The sequence below is a fragment of the Luteirhabdus pelagi genome (assembly GCF_016827595.1).
Classification (GTDB): Bacteria; Bacteroidota; Bacteroidia; order Flavobacteriales; family Flavobacteriaceae; genus Luteirhabdus; species Luteirhabdus pelagi.
Window position 1 is genome coordinate 566,421 of the sequence record NZ_JAECMS010000001.1, and the last position, 14,593, is coordinate 581,013.

At 39.7% G+C, this 14,593-nt stretch carries 11 protein-coding genes; all 11 read right to left on the reverse strand.

Features of this window, described 5'->3' with window-relative positions; genetic code table 11:
- Nucleotide 1 precedes the first annotated feature (1 nt).
- The 11 genes from prfA to I4Q58_RS02655 all read right to left on the reverse strand — a co-directional run bounded on the left by prfA (nt 2) and on the right by I4Q58_RS02655 (nt 14,591).
- Nucleotides 2-1,078 (reverse strand): peptide chain release factor 1, encoded by a 1,077-nt coding sequence (gene prfA, locus I4Q58_RS02605; RefSeq protein WP_203293412.1) that lies wholly within the window; start codon nt 1,076-1,078, stop codon nt 2-4.
- Between the two features lie 73 nt (nt 1,079-1,151).
- A complete protein-coding gene (locus I4Q58_RS02610) occupies nt 1,152-1,790 on the reverse strand; it encodes a hypothetical protein (RefSeq protein ID WP_203293414.1) in 639 nt (212 codons plus the stop codon).
- Nucleotides 1,791-1,925: 135 nt separating this feature from the next.
- Entirely contained in the window at nt 1,926-3,104 is a 1,179-nt protein-coding gene (locus I4Q58_RS02615) for an AIR synthase related protein (RefSeq protein WP_203293416.1), read from the reverse strand.
- A gap of 85 nt (nt 3,105-3,189) precedes the next feature.
- A complete protein-coding gene (locus I4Q58_RS02620) occupies nt 3,190-4,698 on the reverse strand; it encodes a carboxypeptidase-like regulatory domain-containing protein (RefSeq protein WP_203293418.1) in 1,509 nt (502 codons plus the stop codon).
- 7 nt (nt 4,699-4,705) lie between these two features.
- Nucleotides 4,706-6,121, reverse strand: a complete 1,416-nt coding sequence (locus tag I4Q58_RS02625; protein WP_203293420.1) for a CsgG/HfaB family protein — start codon at nt 6,119-6,121, stop codon at nt 4,706-4,708.
- An 8-nt stretch (nt 6,122-6,129) separates the two neighbouring features.
- Nucleotides 6,130-6,534 carry a curli production assembly/transport component CsgF gene (locus I4Q58_RS02630; RefSeq protein ID WP_394369318.1) on the reverse strand — a complete coding sequence of 135 codons (405 nt, stop codon included), beginning with the start codon at nt 6,532-6,534 and terminating at the stop codon, nt 6,130-6,132.
- A gap of 9 nt (nt 6,535-6,543) precedes the next feature.
- On the reverse strand, nt 6,544-7,344 hold the full coding sequence (locus I4Q58_RS02635) for a CsgE family curli-type amyloid fiber assembly protein (RefSeq protein WP_203293422.1): 801 nt from the start codon (nt 7,342-7,344) through the stop codon (nt 6,544-6,546).
- Between the two features lie 29 nt (nt 7,345-7,373).
- Nucleotides 7,374-7,907 carry a hypothetical protein gene (locus I4Q58_RS02640; RefSeq protein ID WP_203293424.1) on the reverse strand — a complete coding sequence of 178 codons (534 nt, stop codon included), beginning with the start codon at nt 7,905-7,907 and terminating at the stop codon, nt 7,374-7,376.
- Nucleotides 7,908-8,098: 191 nt separating this feature from the next.
- Nucleotides 8,099-9,400, reverse strand: a complete 1,302-nt coding sequence (locus tag I4Q58_RS02645) for a hypothetical protein (protein WP_203293426.1) — start codon at nt 9,398-9,400, stop codon at nt 8,099-8,101.
- A 758-nt stretch (nt 9,401-10,158) separates the two neighbouring features.
- The gene (locus tag I4Q58_RS02650; RefSeq protein ID WP_203293428.1) at nt 10,159-13,284 is read right to left on the reverse strand and encodes a hypothetical protein; all 3,126 of its coding nucleotides are present in this window, start codon (nt 13,282-13,284) and stop codon (nt 10,159-10,161) included.
- Nucleotides 13,285-13,736: 452 nt separating this feature from the next.
- Nucleotides 13,737-14,591 (reverse strand): hypothetical protein, encoded by an 855-nt coding sequence (locus I4Q58_RS02655; protein WP_203293430.1) that lies wholly within the window; start codon nt 14,589-14,591, stop codon nt 13,737-13,739.
- Between the last annotated feature and the right edge of the window lie 2 nt (nt 14,592-14,593).

Below are 14,593 nucleotides of genomic sequence, written 5' to 3' on the forward strand. Positions count from 1 at the left end.
ATTAGAAAGTTTCACCTGCTTCTTTCAACTTTTCAGTATTGCTTACTAGCTGCAATTCGTCAATTATTTTCTGGATATCACCATCAATAATATTACTTAGATCGTAAAGCGTTAGGTTAATTCGATGATCGGTTACCCTCCCCTGTGGATAGTTATACGTTCTAATCTTCGCGCTTCGGTCGCCACTTGTAACCATACTACCTCTCTTTTCTGCATCCTCGGCCTGCTTTTTAGCCAATTCTAGATCGTATAAACGGGAACGTAGTACTTTAAATGCTTTTTCTTTATTCTTATGCTGCGACTTCTGGTCTTGACACTGAGCTACCAATCCGGTAGGCTCGTGGGTTAGTCGCACCGCAGAATAGGTAGTGTTTACAGACTGCCCACCTGGTCCTGAAGAACAGAAATAGTCGATACGCACATCCTTGGGATCAATCTCGATATCGAATTCCTCTGCTTCGGGAAATACCATGACAGTAGCGGCACTGGTATGTACTCTTCCCTGGGTTTCTGTTTGCGGCACTCGTTGCACACGGTGTACCCCAGCTTCAAACTTTAGAATACCATAAACATCATCGCCTTCTACCTCAAACTGTATCTCTTTAAATCCACCGCTAGTACCTTCACTATAATCTACGGTATTTACCTTCCAACCTTTGCTTTCGCAATATTTGCTATACATTCGGTATAGGTCTCCCGCAAAAATACTTGCCTCATCGCCACCTGTACCGGCACGGATCTCCATCACTGCATTTTTGGCATCTTCAGGGTCTTTGGGAATAAGAAGGAATTTGATCTCCTCTTCGAGTTTAGGAAGTTTCTCCTTGGCTTCTTCCATCTGCATTTTAGCCATCTCAATCATCTCATCGTCGCCACTTTCCTTGATGATTTCCTCGGCCTCATCGATGCGATTTTGAATGGTAAGGTACTCTTCCCGTTTATCCATCATAACGCGAAGGTCTTTGTATTCCTTATTTAGTTGAATGTAGCGTTTTTGGTCGCTGATAATTTCTGGTTGAATAATAAGGTCGCTTACCTCATCGAACCGTTGTTTTACTATTTGAAGTTTTTCTAACATAGGTATATTAATCGTACAAATTTAGAATAAAATAGCAAAACGAGCGACTAGAATTGTTGGTATCTAGGAGGAATTATAAGAGATACTCTTTTTCTTTCATCGCTTTACCCAAGGCCTTATCTTCTACCGTATTTAAACCGAAGCGGACCATAAGGACTAAGGCCAATAAATAGAAAATTCGTTCTGGAAAGAACGCAGCTTCAGCTCCATAGTAATAAGCTGCTAATCCAAAGCAATCGGAAAGCACAAAACTAAAAGCCATTAGCAGGTAATACAAGGACGTATTCCCTTCATATAAATCGTTAAAAAGAAACCCAATGATTCCTAAAACCAACAGCATTCCACCCTGAATAAAGAAGAGGTTATATTGAAGCTCGTTATTTAATTGTGCCATCACAATATCCGAGAGATAATAAACATTAAAAATATTTAAGAGAACTAAAACCAACCCTATTCCGATTAAGGCAGGCGTAGACTTTTTCAATTTAAGAGAAGGCGCAATAGCCAAGCACAACACGCCATAGGAAAGAATTGTAAAAATAAAGGAGGCGGTCTTATTTAGGCTGGCCTCATATTGAATGATAAAAACATCTCGGAACAGGAAAAATACGAAAGCAAGAAATAGTGATGTCTTCCAAAAACCTTGGTGGTTCATGAAATAAGCAAAGAAGATAAATGTCGACAATAGCCGAATTACTCGACTTGTATCCATCGACGTAAATTGGATAACGAGAATATTAAGAATGATTAGCGCAGCACATAACCACAGCAGCAGATATTTTCTGCCCTTCAAATTGAGAAGCATAGTAATTTAATTTTAAAAGGGGAAAGGTCTGCTACCTAAAAATCAAAAATACGTAAATTGACCATGTTTTGAGTTAATGGTCAGCTTCTTTTCGTTTAAAGGTAATACTTTTCCTACAATCTGCGCATCCACACCAAAGCTTTGTGAAATTTTAATAATTTCTTCTGAAATTTCCTCAGGCACATATAGTTCCATTCGATGGCCCATATTGAATACCTGATACATTTCTTTCCATCCTGTACCACTTTCTTTTTGTATCATTTTGAAAAGCGGCGGGGTATCGAACATATTATCCTTCACAATATGAAATTGATCAATAAAGTGAAGAATCTTGGTTTGTGCTCCACCACTACAATGTACCATTCCATGGATTTCATTGTTGCTATAGTGTGAAAGAATCTTTTTGATAACGGGAGCATACGTTCTGGTAGGAGACAATACCAGTTTTCCAGCGTCCAATGGCGTATCTGTTGTATCGGTCAACGATTTCGACCCTGTATACAATAAGTTTTCTGGAACCGACGGATCGAAACTTTCAGGGAATTTTTTAGCCAAGTCTTTCTCAAAAACATCGTGCCGTGCCGACGTTAAGCCATTGCTTCCCATTCCACCATTGTATTCTTTTTCATAGGTTGCTTGGCCATACGATGCCAACCCTACGATGACATCACCTGCCTTAATATTGGCATTGTCTATAACTTTAGAACGTTTCATTCGAGCCGTTACGGTAGAATCTACGATAATACTTCTCACTAAATCGCCCACATCGGCCGTTTCGCCTCCTGTACTATGAATAGACAGACCAAATTCGTTCAATTCAGCGATGAGTTCCTCCGTACCATTAATCAAGGCTGAAATCACTTCACCTGGAATTACATTTTTATTTCTTCCAATGGTTGAAGAAACCAAGATATCATCTACTGCTCCCACACACAACAAATCATCGATATTCATGATTAATGCATCTTGAGCAATACCTTTCCAGACAGAAAGATCGCCAGTTTCCTTCCAATACATATAGGCTAGTGAAGACTTCGTACCTGCGCCATCAGCATGCATGATGATGCAATAGTCCTCATCTTTGGTAAGATAATCGGGAACAATTTTGCAGAATGCATGAGGGAATAACCCCTTATCTACATTTTTAATAGCATTATGAACATCTTCCTTAGAGGCGGAAACGCCTCTTTGGGCATATCGTTTGGAAATTTCTTCACTCATAGCGTGGATTTCAATAGTGCAAAAATAGGAATAAAAAAACGTCCTAGCACTTAGGACGTTTTCTGTTTTTTAATCTATTATACTTCTATTCCCAATCAGGCATAAAAGCATTTGTAAATAGCAATTGCCTATTGTCGGCATCGTCATCTAGAACAGTTCTATAGATATTTCGCTGAGAAACATTGTCGTTGGAAGTATTCACATAAATCACGGAACCTTCATCAGGCGCAAATCTCGGATCTAAATCGTTGGTACCAGCAGGCTTGTCCGTATCGATCTCAGTACTTGTATCGCTATCGAAATCATAGATAAACAATTTCGTATCTAATTGACGGTACGTGCCGTTTTCAAATCCTGAAACATCCTGCGTGTATAATAATTGGCTACCATCGATAGAATAGTCTAAACCACCGAGCGCACCATTCACGTTTTCAACAATTACATCGACTTCTATCCCTGTATCTGGATCCAAAATGAAAATTCTCGCTTCATAACCATTTGCATTATTTGTCTTGACAGCTATAAGTGAATTGGTTTCATTTGCATCAACCTCCGTTATAAATGTTCCCGAAGGCGCTTCATATATCAATTCCGTACCTGTACCATCGCGATTCACACTGTATAATTTGTTGAAATTAGGGTAGTAAATTCGCGCCCCATCATCGTACCAAGTGAAATCCAGTTCATCCTGTCGAAATCCAGCAATAGGAATCGTATTTGTAATCTGGTCGACTGCTGTCCCATCATAGTTCATGGTAAACAGTTGATAGGCGGCTCCAACAGATCGAATAAATGCTATTTTACCAGCTGTACTGTTTGCTCTTGGACGGAAGCTATTTTCCGACGATGCCGTTAAACGTAATTCATTTTGATTTGTTTCATCCCCATCTGGTTCATCCCCTGAATAAATGACGTTATTACCTTCTTCATTTCGTACATAAAAGAAGCGATTTGAATTAATTGGAACAGTTGTAAAGCTGGAAATATTGCTAAGCACCGATGGATTGATATTATCATCGACGGTTACTTGCCAGAAGTAGGTAGTAGACTGCTGAAGATTTTCCACGGTAACCGTTGTATCCTGAATTTGCTCGAATAAAGTGGTTTCATTCGTTGCGGCATTTCGCAACTCCAATGTGTACGTAAGCGGGTCGTCATCCTCATCGGTAGCTGTCCACACAAAATCCGTGGTCAAAGGAACATCGGTAGCATTATCTGCCGGACTCACTAACTGAATGGTAGGTGCTTCATTGTTCGCAATGGACTTGTCCAGTTCAAAAATAACATTAGTCGTTTCGTTATTTTCTATAACGGCAGACTCGAAAGTGGTGGTATACTCTGCAAGTGATGCCTGCACGGCGTATTCGCCTTCATTTATATCTTCGATTTCGAAAGTTCCATCGGCTGCAGTTAGTACGTTACTCGATAATGGCTGGGTCGATATTTGGACATCAGCTAGTGGTTCGTTGGTTACAGCATTGTAGACTATACCTGTTAGTGTTCCTGATCCTACGCTTTCAATTTTATCTTCGCTACAAGATATAACGGCTAACGTAAGACAAGTTAGATACATATATGTTAATACTCGTTTCATAGCCCGATCAGTTAATAAATTTGTCTTTTCGTTTGTTTCGTCCGAAGCCAAAATGATAGTTAACTCCAAATCCTACGTTATAATAGAAATCGTCTCTCTGCCCTTGTACTTCATTATCAATTTTGTCGGAAAACACCCGGTTCAATTCACCATTTACTTCCATCGAGATTCTCTCAGAGAATTTATATACCATCCCTACTCCCGCTTTCACTTTAAAAAAGGAATCTAATTTCTGTAAAAATTTACTTGGTGAATTATCCACAAAGGTCATAAAACCAGGTCCAGCATATAAAATAGGGCTTAATTTATCATGCGGAAGCACTTTAAATTCAAGATTCAGATTTTCAGAAAGCCAAAAATAACGTCTATTAGAATTCGAGAAAAGTCGATAAAACTGTACATCTCCACGTATTGCGAATGAAGGATTAAGATGGTACTTATACCCTAGTTCAGATTTGAAATCTGGTTGTTCATCGGCAAAATCACCATCGATGGTTGTGGCTCCTATCGCAAGACGCAAAGTGCTTTTATGGTCATTTTCCTGAAATTCTCGTCCATACAGACCAGTAGCCTCTTCCATTTCCTTTTCAGCCAAATAGTTTTCGACCAACTCCTTATTCTTTTCAGCTCCTTCCTTGGTTGACCAAAGCTTATCCTTTATACCTTCTATAATGAGGCTTTCCACCGCTTTTTCAATGGCGGCTTTAACGGCCAACTGTGTAGGTTCATTTTTAGTGAACCCCGTTTCAGCCTCTAACAAGCGCTGAAAGTTTACATAGCGAAAAATACCAGCATCTAACGCTTGTGAAAGGATTGTCTTGGAAACATATACTGTTTTTATGATTTCCCCGGTAGAAGTGGAAACGGCCCGAAGATACACGGTAATTCGATCTTGTCTATACTGAACCGAACCACCAACGCCAAAGTAGCGAGCACCTGCTCCACCGGTAAGCAAGTTAGTGTCGTAAGAAATAATACCCCCTTCCAATAAAATTCCTGCAAAAAGGAGTGGCTTGATTTTAGGAATATTAGCGTTTGTAGCTTTTCTGTATTCATCGCGGGTTGAACGAATAATGTTCCGCTCGTTGGTAAGATTTTGAAGATTTTCCCGTTCAACAGCTTTAAACCATTTTGAGTCCTCCAATGCCTTTATCAGTATAGTCGTGGCGCCCTGTGTCACAGCCGTACTAAATGTACTTGCTCCCTCGGAAGGCTTATATTGTCCGGTTTGATCTCTAAAATTGTAAACCCCTGCAACAATTGGCTCATTGGGTTCCGGCAAATCGTATAATGTCTTAGTCGCTTGCGTTATCTCACCAATCCTCGCGTCACCTTGCGAAACCGGTTGATTCCAATAAGCCCCGCAACTAAACAGAAAAAAAGGCAGGGTCAATATTGCGACCTTTTTCAAAAGTTTCGTCATAAGTACTATCAATTTGGGACGATAATTTGAGTTTGCTCTCCCGTAGTTGTATCTAAAATATTTATTACCAGTCCTTCGTCCGATTCAAAAACCTCTAGCGATAAGGTTCCAAAATTAAAGGTTCCTTCCTGCAGCCCTTCCTCCCCTAGCTGAGAGGTTAGGAGCGAGCGTGAAATTTGACTTAACAATTGTCTATTTAAGCTTTCGGCAAATTGATCTATCTCCGATTGCTCGTTATCCTGAGCATTTGGATCCGTAAAAGAATTCTGAGCATTTGCCGAACTCAATAACCATTGATAATTAAAAGTATCGCCACCGAAATTAGGGTTCTTCGGCTCGTAGACCAATTGTTGTGCCATTCCTGAAACGCAGAAACCTAGCAATAAAAGGGTCAGGTAAACATTTTTCATCATCTTCCTTTTTTAATACCGGATAAGATTTTGTTGGCTTCTTTCCTTATTTATAAAATATCCTCGAACTCGTCTAATTGCAATATCCGACATTTGTTTTAAATAATCCAATTTTGTCCGGGCAAAAAATTGCCAAACCAATGTATTTCCAACCAGTACTTTAATTTTTGTACTACGTCCAAGTGCTGCTTCTTCTATAATGGAAACTACCTCATCGCCCTGAATTTTTTCAAGTCTATAGGCCGAGGAGAACGCTACATAAAAATCACGTCCTGCCTTTGTTTTTGTGTCTTCCGTCACCAATCCTCTGAAAGACATTCCTCCGTCACTCTCATTGGCTTTGGCAGTATTCGACTGCGATTCCTGCTTTAACTTTTCCAATAAACGCATCTTCACGGCAATATCCGACTTCGAAGATTCATCTGGGTTCAGCTCTACTCTATCGCTTGCAACAACTTCATCATCTAAATTGTATATAAGCAGTAGTAGAATCACATTCTGCTCTATATCTGAGCTCACTGTAGTTGTGGCTAAAGTCCCCTGTTGAAACGGTTTTAATGTAAACCGAGCCGACTGATCGTTTTTTGCAGCATTATTTAAAGTGTCTTTCTTTATGGTTGAAAAGACATAGCGAAGATTTTGAGGAATTTCCAGTTTATTTAAAACGGTCGCAGAAAAAGTTTTAAATTCCTGATTATCGGAAACCTCTATGCTAGCCTCTATAGCATCATTGGTGGGTTCTTGCGCATTGATTGAAAATGCACAAAGGAAGATACAGAACGTCATAAAAACGTTTGTAAACTTTAGAACCATAACATGAAAAATTTGGGGAATTGGTATTCTTAATTAAAATTCCGGATAATAATCGAGGAGTCATCACCCTGCATATTCACTTTCATTTTTTCTGAAATAGAATTGCTTCCGAACCTTGTGAACGTCTGGTTATCTCCATCCTGAATTACCTCCGTACCATGATATTGAGAGCGGAATGTTCCGAAATCCAGAAAAATATTATCATCACCATTTTGTATTACTCGATCTTCTATGGTTGTCGCATTGACATTCAGGTACGAATAATTACGATCGCCCAATTGAATGATATCAACATCACTTTGTTGCGATTGTGTTCTTGAAATGGCTGTATTATAATCACCTACCTGGCGAATAAATACATTATTCTCATTTTGAACAGCATTGTTTTGGTTTACTCGCTGGGAGTTTTCTTGAGAAGCTAAAAAATTAAGGCGCGACTGGTTCGAATCGAAACTTGAGAGTTCTATCGTTTCGGTAGCAGAATTGTCATTTTGAGCCATCCCTACTGAGGTGATGAATAGGCAAATAACAATTGCGAAGTATTTTAAATTTGAAAATTTCATAGGTCGCTTATTTGTTGTTGAAAGATACAAATTATTCTTTAGAAGAAACGCGATTACGCTGGGTATTTTGCCGTTTTCAACATGGTATTCTTAGTTTTATAATGAAGCATAAGGGCACTTTTTAGATGCCCTTATACCCCATTTAAATCAAATATTCCTGAAGGTAAATCCCTCACAAAAGGAATACAGGATTAGTTATTTTGAATAACAGAAGAAATGTTACCGTTACCAATCTGGTCTACATCACTGATGTGTCCGTTTCCGTTTTGGCTAACACCACTTCCGTTGCCATTTCCTAGTTGATACACAGAAGATACGTGGTCGAAACCTACTTGTGATACACCGCTAATGTTACCATCACCGTCTTGTTCTACATCAGAGGTATTAGTGTTACCTAACTGTAACACAAGACTACCATTGTTAGCTCCGTCTTGCAATACAGTACTTACGTTGTCATTTCCTTGTTGCTGTACAACGCTAGTGTTGTTCGTTCCGATTTGGTCTACATCACTATCGTTATTGTTTCCAATTTGAGCAACACTCGAACCGTTAAGAGTTCCAATTTGGTCCACCATAGACATGTTGTCATCGCCAGTTTGGATCACGTTCGAGTTGTTAGAATCTCCAGATTGAAGAACTCCAGAATCGTTGTTATTTCCAGTTTGGTCAACATTGCTGATGTTTGTGTTACCATATTGCTCAACGATAGAATAGTTATCGTCACCAATCTGATCTACGGTAGAAATGTTTCCGTTTCCAACCCATCCTTGGTACGTAAATGAAGTGTTATCATTTCCATCTTGGTTCGTAGAAGCGTCATTGTTGTCACCCCACTGGTCTGTCCAAGAAATGTTGTCATCTCCGTTTTGGTCCACATCACTTACGTTAGTGTTACCAGTTTGCCATACATCATTGAAGTTATCATTTCCGTTTTGGAAAACATTAGAGTCGTTACCATCTCCTCCATCTTGATCAACGTCAGAGTAGTTAGAATCGCCGTTTTGCTCAACGTAAGAGTTGTGGTCGTTACCATCTTGGTCTACAAGACTTGTATGGTTATTACCTTGATACCCTTGGAAAGTGTCAGAATTGTTATCGTTACCGGTTTGGGCAACATCACTTGTGTTGCTATCTCCATACTGGTCTAGGTAAGCATCGTTACCATTACCATCTTGGTCTACAACAGATGCGTTTGAATTACCATCTTGCCAAGAGAAATTACCGTTATCGTTACCGTCCTGGTCGATATCACTAACGTTATCGTTTCCTGTAGTACCTTGCCACAACGTAGATGCGTTATCGTCTCCATTTTGATCTACCGTGGAAGTGTTGGTATCACCATCCTGTAAAACGTAAGAATCGTTTGTCATACCAGTTTGGTTTACTGCCGAGTTATTACCCGATCCGAACTGATCGACATCACTGTTGTTCATTTGCGCGAACAACGCTGCACTACACATTAGCGCCGCTGCGCTTAACATTACTTTTTTCATAATAGTTAAAAAATTTAGTTACTAATTGATTTATATTGGTTAAAATTTCCAAGTTAAGAAGCACTGTTTTTGTTTTTCATTCCATACAGTACATACCTATTCTTAGAATGCTTTGGTTCAAATGTTTCAAATAACGAATTATTTGGTATAAAATATTTTGATTCGGGGATGTTGAGGAGAGTTGTGCTTTCAAACACATTTCAAATATGCGAAGAAATTTCAGATTACATATACGTGTAACTACGTAAGGCCTAGCGGTTAATAACTGAATGTAGGTATTATCCTACATATTTAATTGTAAGAATAAGACGTTATACCGAAAATATCGGTCAAATACATCACACATAGTAATATAAGTAAATGTTAATTATTTGTTAAAATTTTAAGATAATTTTGTAGGGTACTTCGTTCAGGCTTTAAATAGGAAAAACCCTGTTATAAAAACCGAGCAACCACCCCCTAACAAACTGTAATATTGAATGTTAGAAAGAATACCTTTTCGTAAAATACACCATAATTTCTAATGTTCTTACCATGTATTCTTATAATTACCTATCCACCCCTTTCGCATTCTTCACCTACCATTTCAAGTTTCAAAAACAAAGATTTCAGTTTTTCCATTTAGATCAATTTCTGGATTTCTTGAAAACGTTGTCAACCAAAGAAAAAGGCGCATCTATTTTGATGCGCCTTCTAACATTCAAACCAAATAGGGAATGCAACAAAGTATATTGCTACAGTCCTATTATTCTCAAATACTAGTTTTCTTGATGAACAGTACTCAGATTATTAGTTCCATTTTGAGTAACCGTACTCATGTGGTTTTCGCCATCTTGAAGAACATCACTTGTATTCCATTCTCCTGTTTGGGTTACTTCGGAAATGTTCTCATCTCCAAATTGTGATACACGAGATACGTTATGGTCACCAGTTTGAAGCATCGTGCTCTCATTCAGGTTTCCTACTTGACCACCATCGATCAACGCACCCGTATTACCGTTACCATATTGTTCAATAGAACTCTCATTATTGTTTCCTTCAGAACGCGCATATGCATTGTTATTATCGCCTTCCTGAACAATATCAGACGTATTCATATTTCCAACCTGAGCTGTTTTAGCACTGTTGTCGTCTCCAGTAGTACGGATATAACTGTTGTTATCGTCACCTACCTGAACAATTTCAGCAGTATTATCATTTCCTATAATGTTGATTCCTTCTCCTGGAAGGAAATCATCGTTGGCGTTATTACGATCACCAAATTGACGAACATCAACATCGTTGCTATCGCCATTTACGTCGATTAGCATTCCATTGTCATCACCAACTTGCTCGATATCGACCATATTAAAGTCGCTTCCACCACTTCCTGAAATTTCTGTAACTGAATTGTTGCGATCTCCAAGCTGAATAAGCGAAGTAGTATTATCACTTCCTCCGATACGAAGAATTCCGCGGTTATCATCACCGTCCTGATCTACATCAGAATCGTTGTTATTTCCGTTTTGGCGTACAGATGAAAGGTTTGCGTTTCCAGTCTGGTAAACTTCAGCTGTATTATCATCACCATTTTGGATGGTTTCCTCTTCATTTAAGTCACCTGTCTGGATTCCAACACTTCGGTTATCATTTCCATTTTGGGTAATGGTTACATCGTTCATGCTTCCATTCTGGTTATGGTTACTGATGTTATCATCACCTGTTTGGGAAATTGTTCCCATGTTATCATCGCCTTGTCGTTGACGCAACTGACTGTTATTTCTGTCACCAGTTTGATCAACATCCGCATTATGATCAGATCCACGCTGGAATACAAAACTTTCGTTATCATCGCCAACTTGGTTCACATCGCTAGCATCGTTGGTTCCCGCAGCTTGGTTTACACGAGAATCATTTCCATTTCCTTCTTGATATACAACAGAACTATGGTCGTTGTTTCGTTGCCATACATCAGAACTATTGCTGTCGCCAGTTTGGGTTACCATCGACTCGTTATCGTCGCCTTCCTGTAATTCTTCAGAAACGTTCATAGCACCTTGTTGGTCAACTACAGCATTATTCCCGTTTCCAGTTTGTGTTTGGAACACTACGTTATCGAAGCTAGTTCCTGCAAACGTCCCATCCTGATTACTATCGGCAAAGTTATTATCGCCCATCTGGGTTTGGGTAGCTTGATTGTTATCGCCTTGCTGTCTAGATGTAGCAACATTCTCATTTCCTGTCTGCGTTTGTGTCGCTTCAGAATTAGTCGTCGTGATGAGCTGACGCGCCGTGGCCATATTGTCATCCCCTGTTTGAGTTTGGGTAATGGTATTATCGGTCGTTCCAAGACCTCCACCAGATCCTTGTACCGCCAATGCATCGTTATCGTCACCAGTTTGCAATTGAGTGATGGTATTACGAGCGGCAGATGTCTGTTGTTCAGCATTTGCCACGTTATCATCTCCAATTTGGTCCTGATCGATATAATTTCCATCACCAAGTCCTAAGAAGCCACCGCCACCTTGGGTAGCATTGGCAAGGTTGTCATCTCCTTCTTGGTACTGATCTATTTCATTATCGGTACTATTAGTTGTTTGGAAGAACCCTGGAAACAATTCCAAAACACGACCTTGATTTGCATTTGCTTCATTACGGTCTCCAACTTGTGTTTGCGTCACTGTATTATCGTCACCGATAGTCGTGGTAGTTGCTTCATTGAAGCCCCCTGTCTGTGAAGTAGTCGCGCTGTTTCCATCCGAGCGAGCAGAAGAAGTGCGATCATCACCTTGATTTACAACTGCGCTATTGAAGTTTCCTTGTTGTGAAACGGAAGCGTCGTTTTCATCTCCGAATTGATTCACATCAGAATCATTCATAACGTTGGCTGCTCCTGCTTGCGTCACCGTTGCGGTATTTTCATTCCCCAACTGATCTACTGTTGATGTTTGAATGACTCCGTCCTGCATTACTGTCGATGTATTGGAATCGCCTTCCTGGTTTACAGAAGAATCGTCCTGAACACCCGTTTGCGTAACGGAAGAAGTATTTAGGTCGCCCTCTTGGTTTACAGAAGAAACATTTTGAGTTCCATCCTGAAATACATCAGAATCGTTGGATGTTCCATTTTGAACCACCATCGATTCGTTTGCGCTTGAACCTTGTTCTACATTCGAGTTATTTGAAGTTCCAACTTGGTCTACATCAGAATCGTTTCCAATGCCATCTTGAAAACTTGTTGAAATATTAGAATCGCCATTTTGGTCGACATTCGCCATGTTTCCAATACCGCCTTGTTCGATGTCAGCATCGTTAGAAGTTCCATTCTGAACAGCCGTTGAAACATTGTTCTGCCCCCCCTGCAAACTCGTTACGATATTCGAGTCGCCTGTTTGGGAAATATCGGAAGTATTGTTAATTCCGGTTTGATCGACTTGTGAATCATTCATATTTCCATCTTGAACAACTATCGTAGTGTGATCGAAACCGCTTTGGTTTCCTACTGAAATGTTTTCATCTCCCGTTTGGGTTACATCAGAATCCTGACGAAAGTCAGATTGGTTTACATCGGCGTCATTCGATGTACCATCTTGCGTTACAGTTGAAATATGATCGAAACCATTTTGGTTCACGTCACTCATATTTGTGGTACCCGTTTGGTCTACATCGGAAGAATGGCCATCATTGTTTTGAAGCACAACTGATTGATTGCTGGTACCGCTCTGATCTACGGTTGAATTGTTTTCGTCGCCATCTTGGTCGACATCAGAATTGTTTGTCATTCCCGACTGATTCATCGTGGAAGCATTGTCGCTTCCCTGCTGGTTTACAGCACTGGAATTGTTTTGGGCAAACAGACATGTTGCGAACATGAAAGCTGCCACACTTAGCATTTTCTTTTTCATACTTTAAATGAGTATTAATTAATAATTCGATTAGCATACCCAGTTTTAAAACCAGGCAATAATTTAGAGGTGCCCCTTGTTTGAAAAGCAGCCTTAAACGCAATTTTTTCTTGAAGTTTTTTGTTAGATAGCAAAGGATAACCTCCGCTATAACTTAAAGATGCAGAGAATAAAAAGGTTCTGAAATACGTACTTACACGTAGGGACAGAACCAATGTAGTAGAATACTTACATATCATTCATTATTGCGTTCAATTACGAGTAGCATCGATGAAGGACAGGAAAGATTAACAGAAATAAAAAGTTAAAGTTTCAAGAAGTTTGACTTTGAAATTCATTTAAATAAAAAACCAACCGAATGACAAGCATTCGATTGGTTTCAAAAAAGCTATCCTTTATAATTCCTCCTACTAACGGAGAAAGGTAGTTACACCCTAAAGGATTTATTTTGATTAGTTACTCTGGAATACAGCTGAACCGTTTCCGTTTCCAATTTGGTCTACGGTGCTCATATGGTCTTCTCCTAATTGAAGAACGCCACTTGCGTTTCCGTTACCGTCTTGAAGAACAGTGCTCATGTTTCCTTCACCTACTTGAAGAACACCAGAAAGGTTACCGTCGCCATTTTGCGTTACAGTACTTTCGTTTTCTTCACCGAACTGAGCTACTCCAGAAATATTCCCATTTCCTGTTTGGTACATTTCAGAACTGTTGTCCATACCGCTTTGGTAGGCACCTGCAACGTTACCGTTACCTGTTTGCTCAATTTTCGAGTAGTTGATTTCGCCTACTTGGTAAGAAGCAGCGACATTGCTATCTCCTATCTGATCGATATCGATTACGTTGTTAGGCTCAGTGCTTCCCGCGTCACCATCCTGGTTTGCGATTGCAAGGTTACCATTACCGTCTTGATCGATATTGGTAAGGTTCGAAGAACCTGTTTGGAATACATCAGATACGTTGTTGTCTCCTAATTGGTTTACAAACGCAATCTCGTCGTCCAATTCCTGAACAACATACGATTCGTTATCGTTACCCTCTTGGTCTACATAGGCTTCACTGTTACGGTTTTCACCATTATCGCCATCATTCTGATCAACGAAAGAGTAATTAGACGTTCCATCCTGAGTAACCTCAGCCAAGTTGGAGTTTCCATCTTGGTCTACATCAGAATCGTTAGTAGCTCCAGTTTGTGATACGATAGCATCGTGGTCGTTTCCGTTTTGATCAACATCGCTATCATTCATTTGTGCAAACATGATTGTTCCGCAGAACAAGGCTGCTGCACTTAACATTACTTTTTTCATAA

Bases quoted from the DNA above. Each gene is read 5' to 3' on its own strand.
- prfA (WP_203293412.1), bottom strand. From the start codon at position 1,078: ATGTTAGAAAAACTTCAAATAGTAAAACAACGGTTCGATGAGGTAAGC.
- I4Q58_RS02610 (WP_203293414.1), bottom strand. From the start codon at position 1,790: ATGGATACAAGTCGAGTAATTCGGCTATTGTCGACATTTATCTTCTTT.
- I4Q58_RS02615 (WP_203293416.1), bottom strand. From the start codon at position 3,104: ATGAGTGAAGAAATTTCCAAACGATATGCCCAAAGAGGCGTTTCCGCC.
- I4Q58_RS02620 (WP_203293418.1), bottom strand. From the start codon at position 4,698: ATGAAACGAGTATTAACATATATGTATCTAACTTGTCTTACGTTAGCC.
- I4Q58_RS02625 (WP_203293420.1), bottom strand. From the start codon at position 6,121: ATGACGAAACTTTTGAAAAAGGTCGCAATATTGACCCTGCCTTTTTTT.
- I4Q58_RS02630 (WP_394369318.1), bottom strand. From the start codon at position 6,534: ATGATGAAAAATGTTTACCTGACCCTTTTATTGCTAGGTTTCTGCGTT.
- I4Q58_RS02635 (WP_203293422.1), bottom strand. From the start codon at position 7,344: ATGGTTCTAAAGTTTACAAACGTTTTTATGACGTTCTGTATCTTCCTT.
- I4Q58_RS02640 (WP_203293424.1), bottom strand. From the start codon at position 7,907: ATGAAATTTTCAAATTTAAAATACTTCGCAATTGTTATTTGCCTATTC.
- I4Q58_RS02645 (WP_203293426.1), bottom strand. From the start codon at position 9,400: ATGAAAAAAGTAATGTTAAGCGCAGCGGCGCTAATGTGTAGTGCAGCG.
- I4Q58_RS02650 (WP_203293428.1), bottom strand. From the start codon at position 13,284: ATGAAAAAGAAAATGCTAAGTGTGGCAGCTTTCATGTTCGCAACATGT.
- I4Q58_RS02655 (WP_203293430.1), bottom strand. From the start codon at position 14,591: ATGAAAAAAGTAATGTTAAGTGCAGCAGCCTTGTTCTGCGGAACAATC.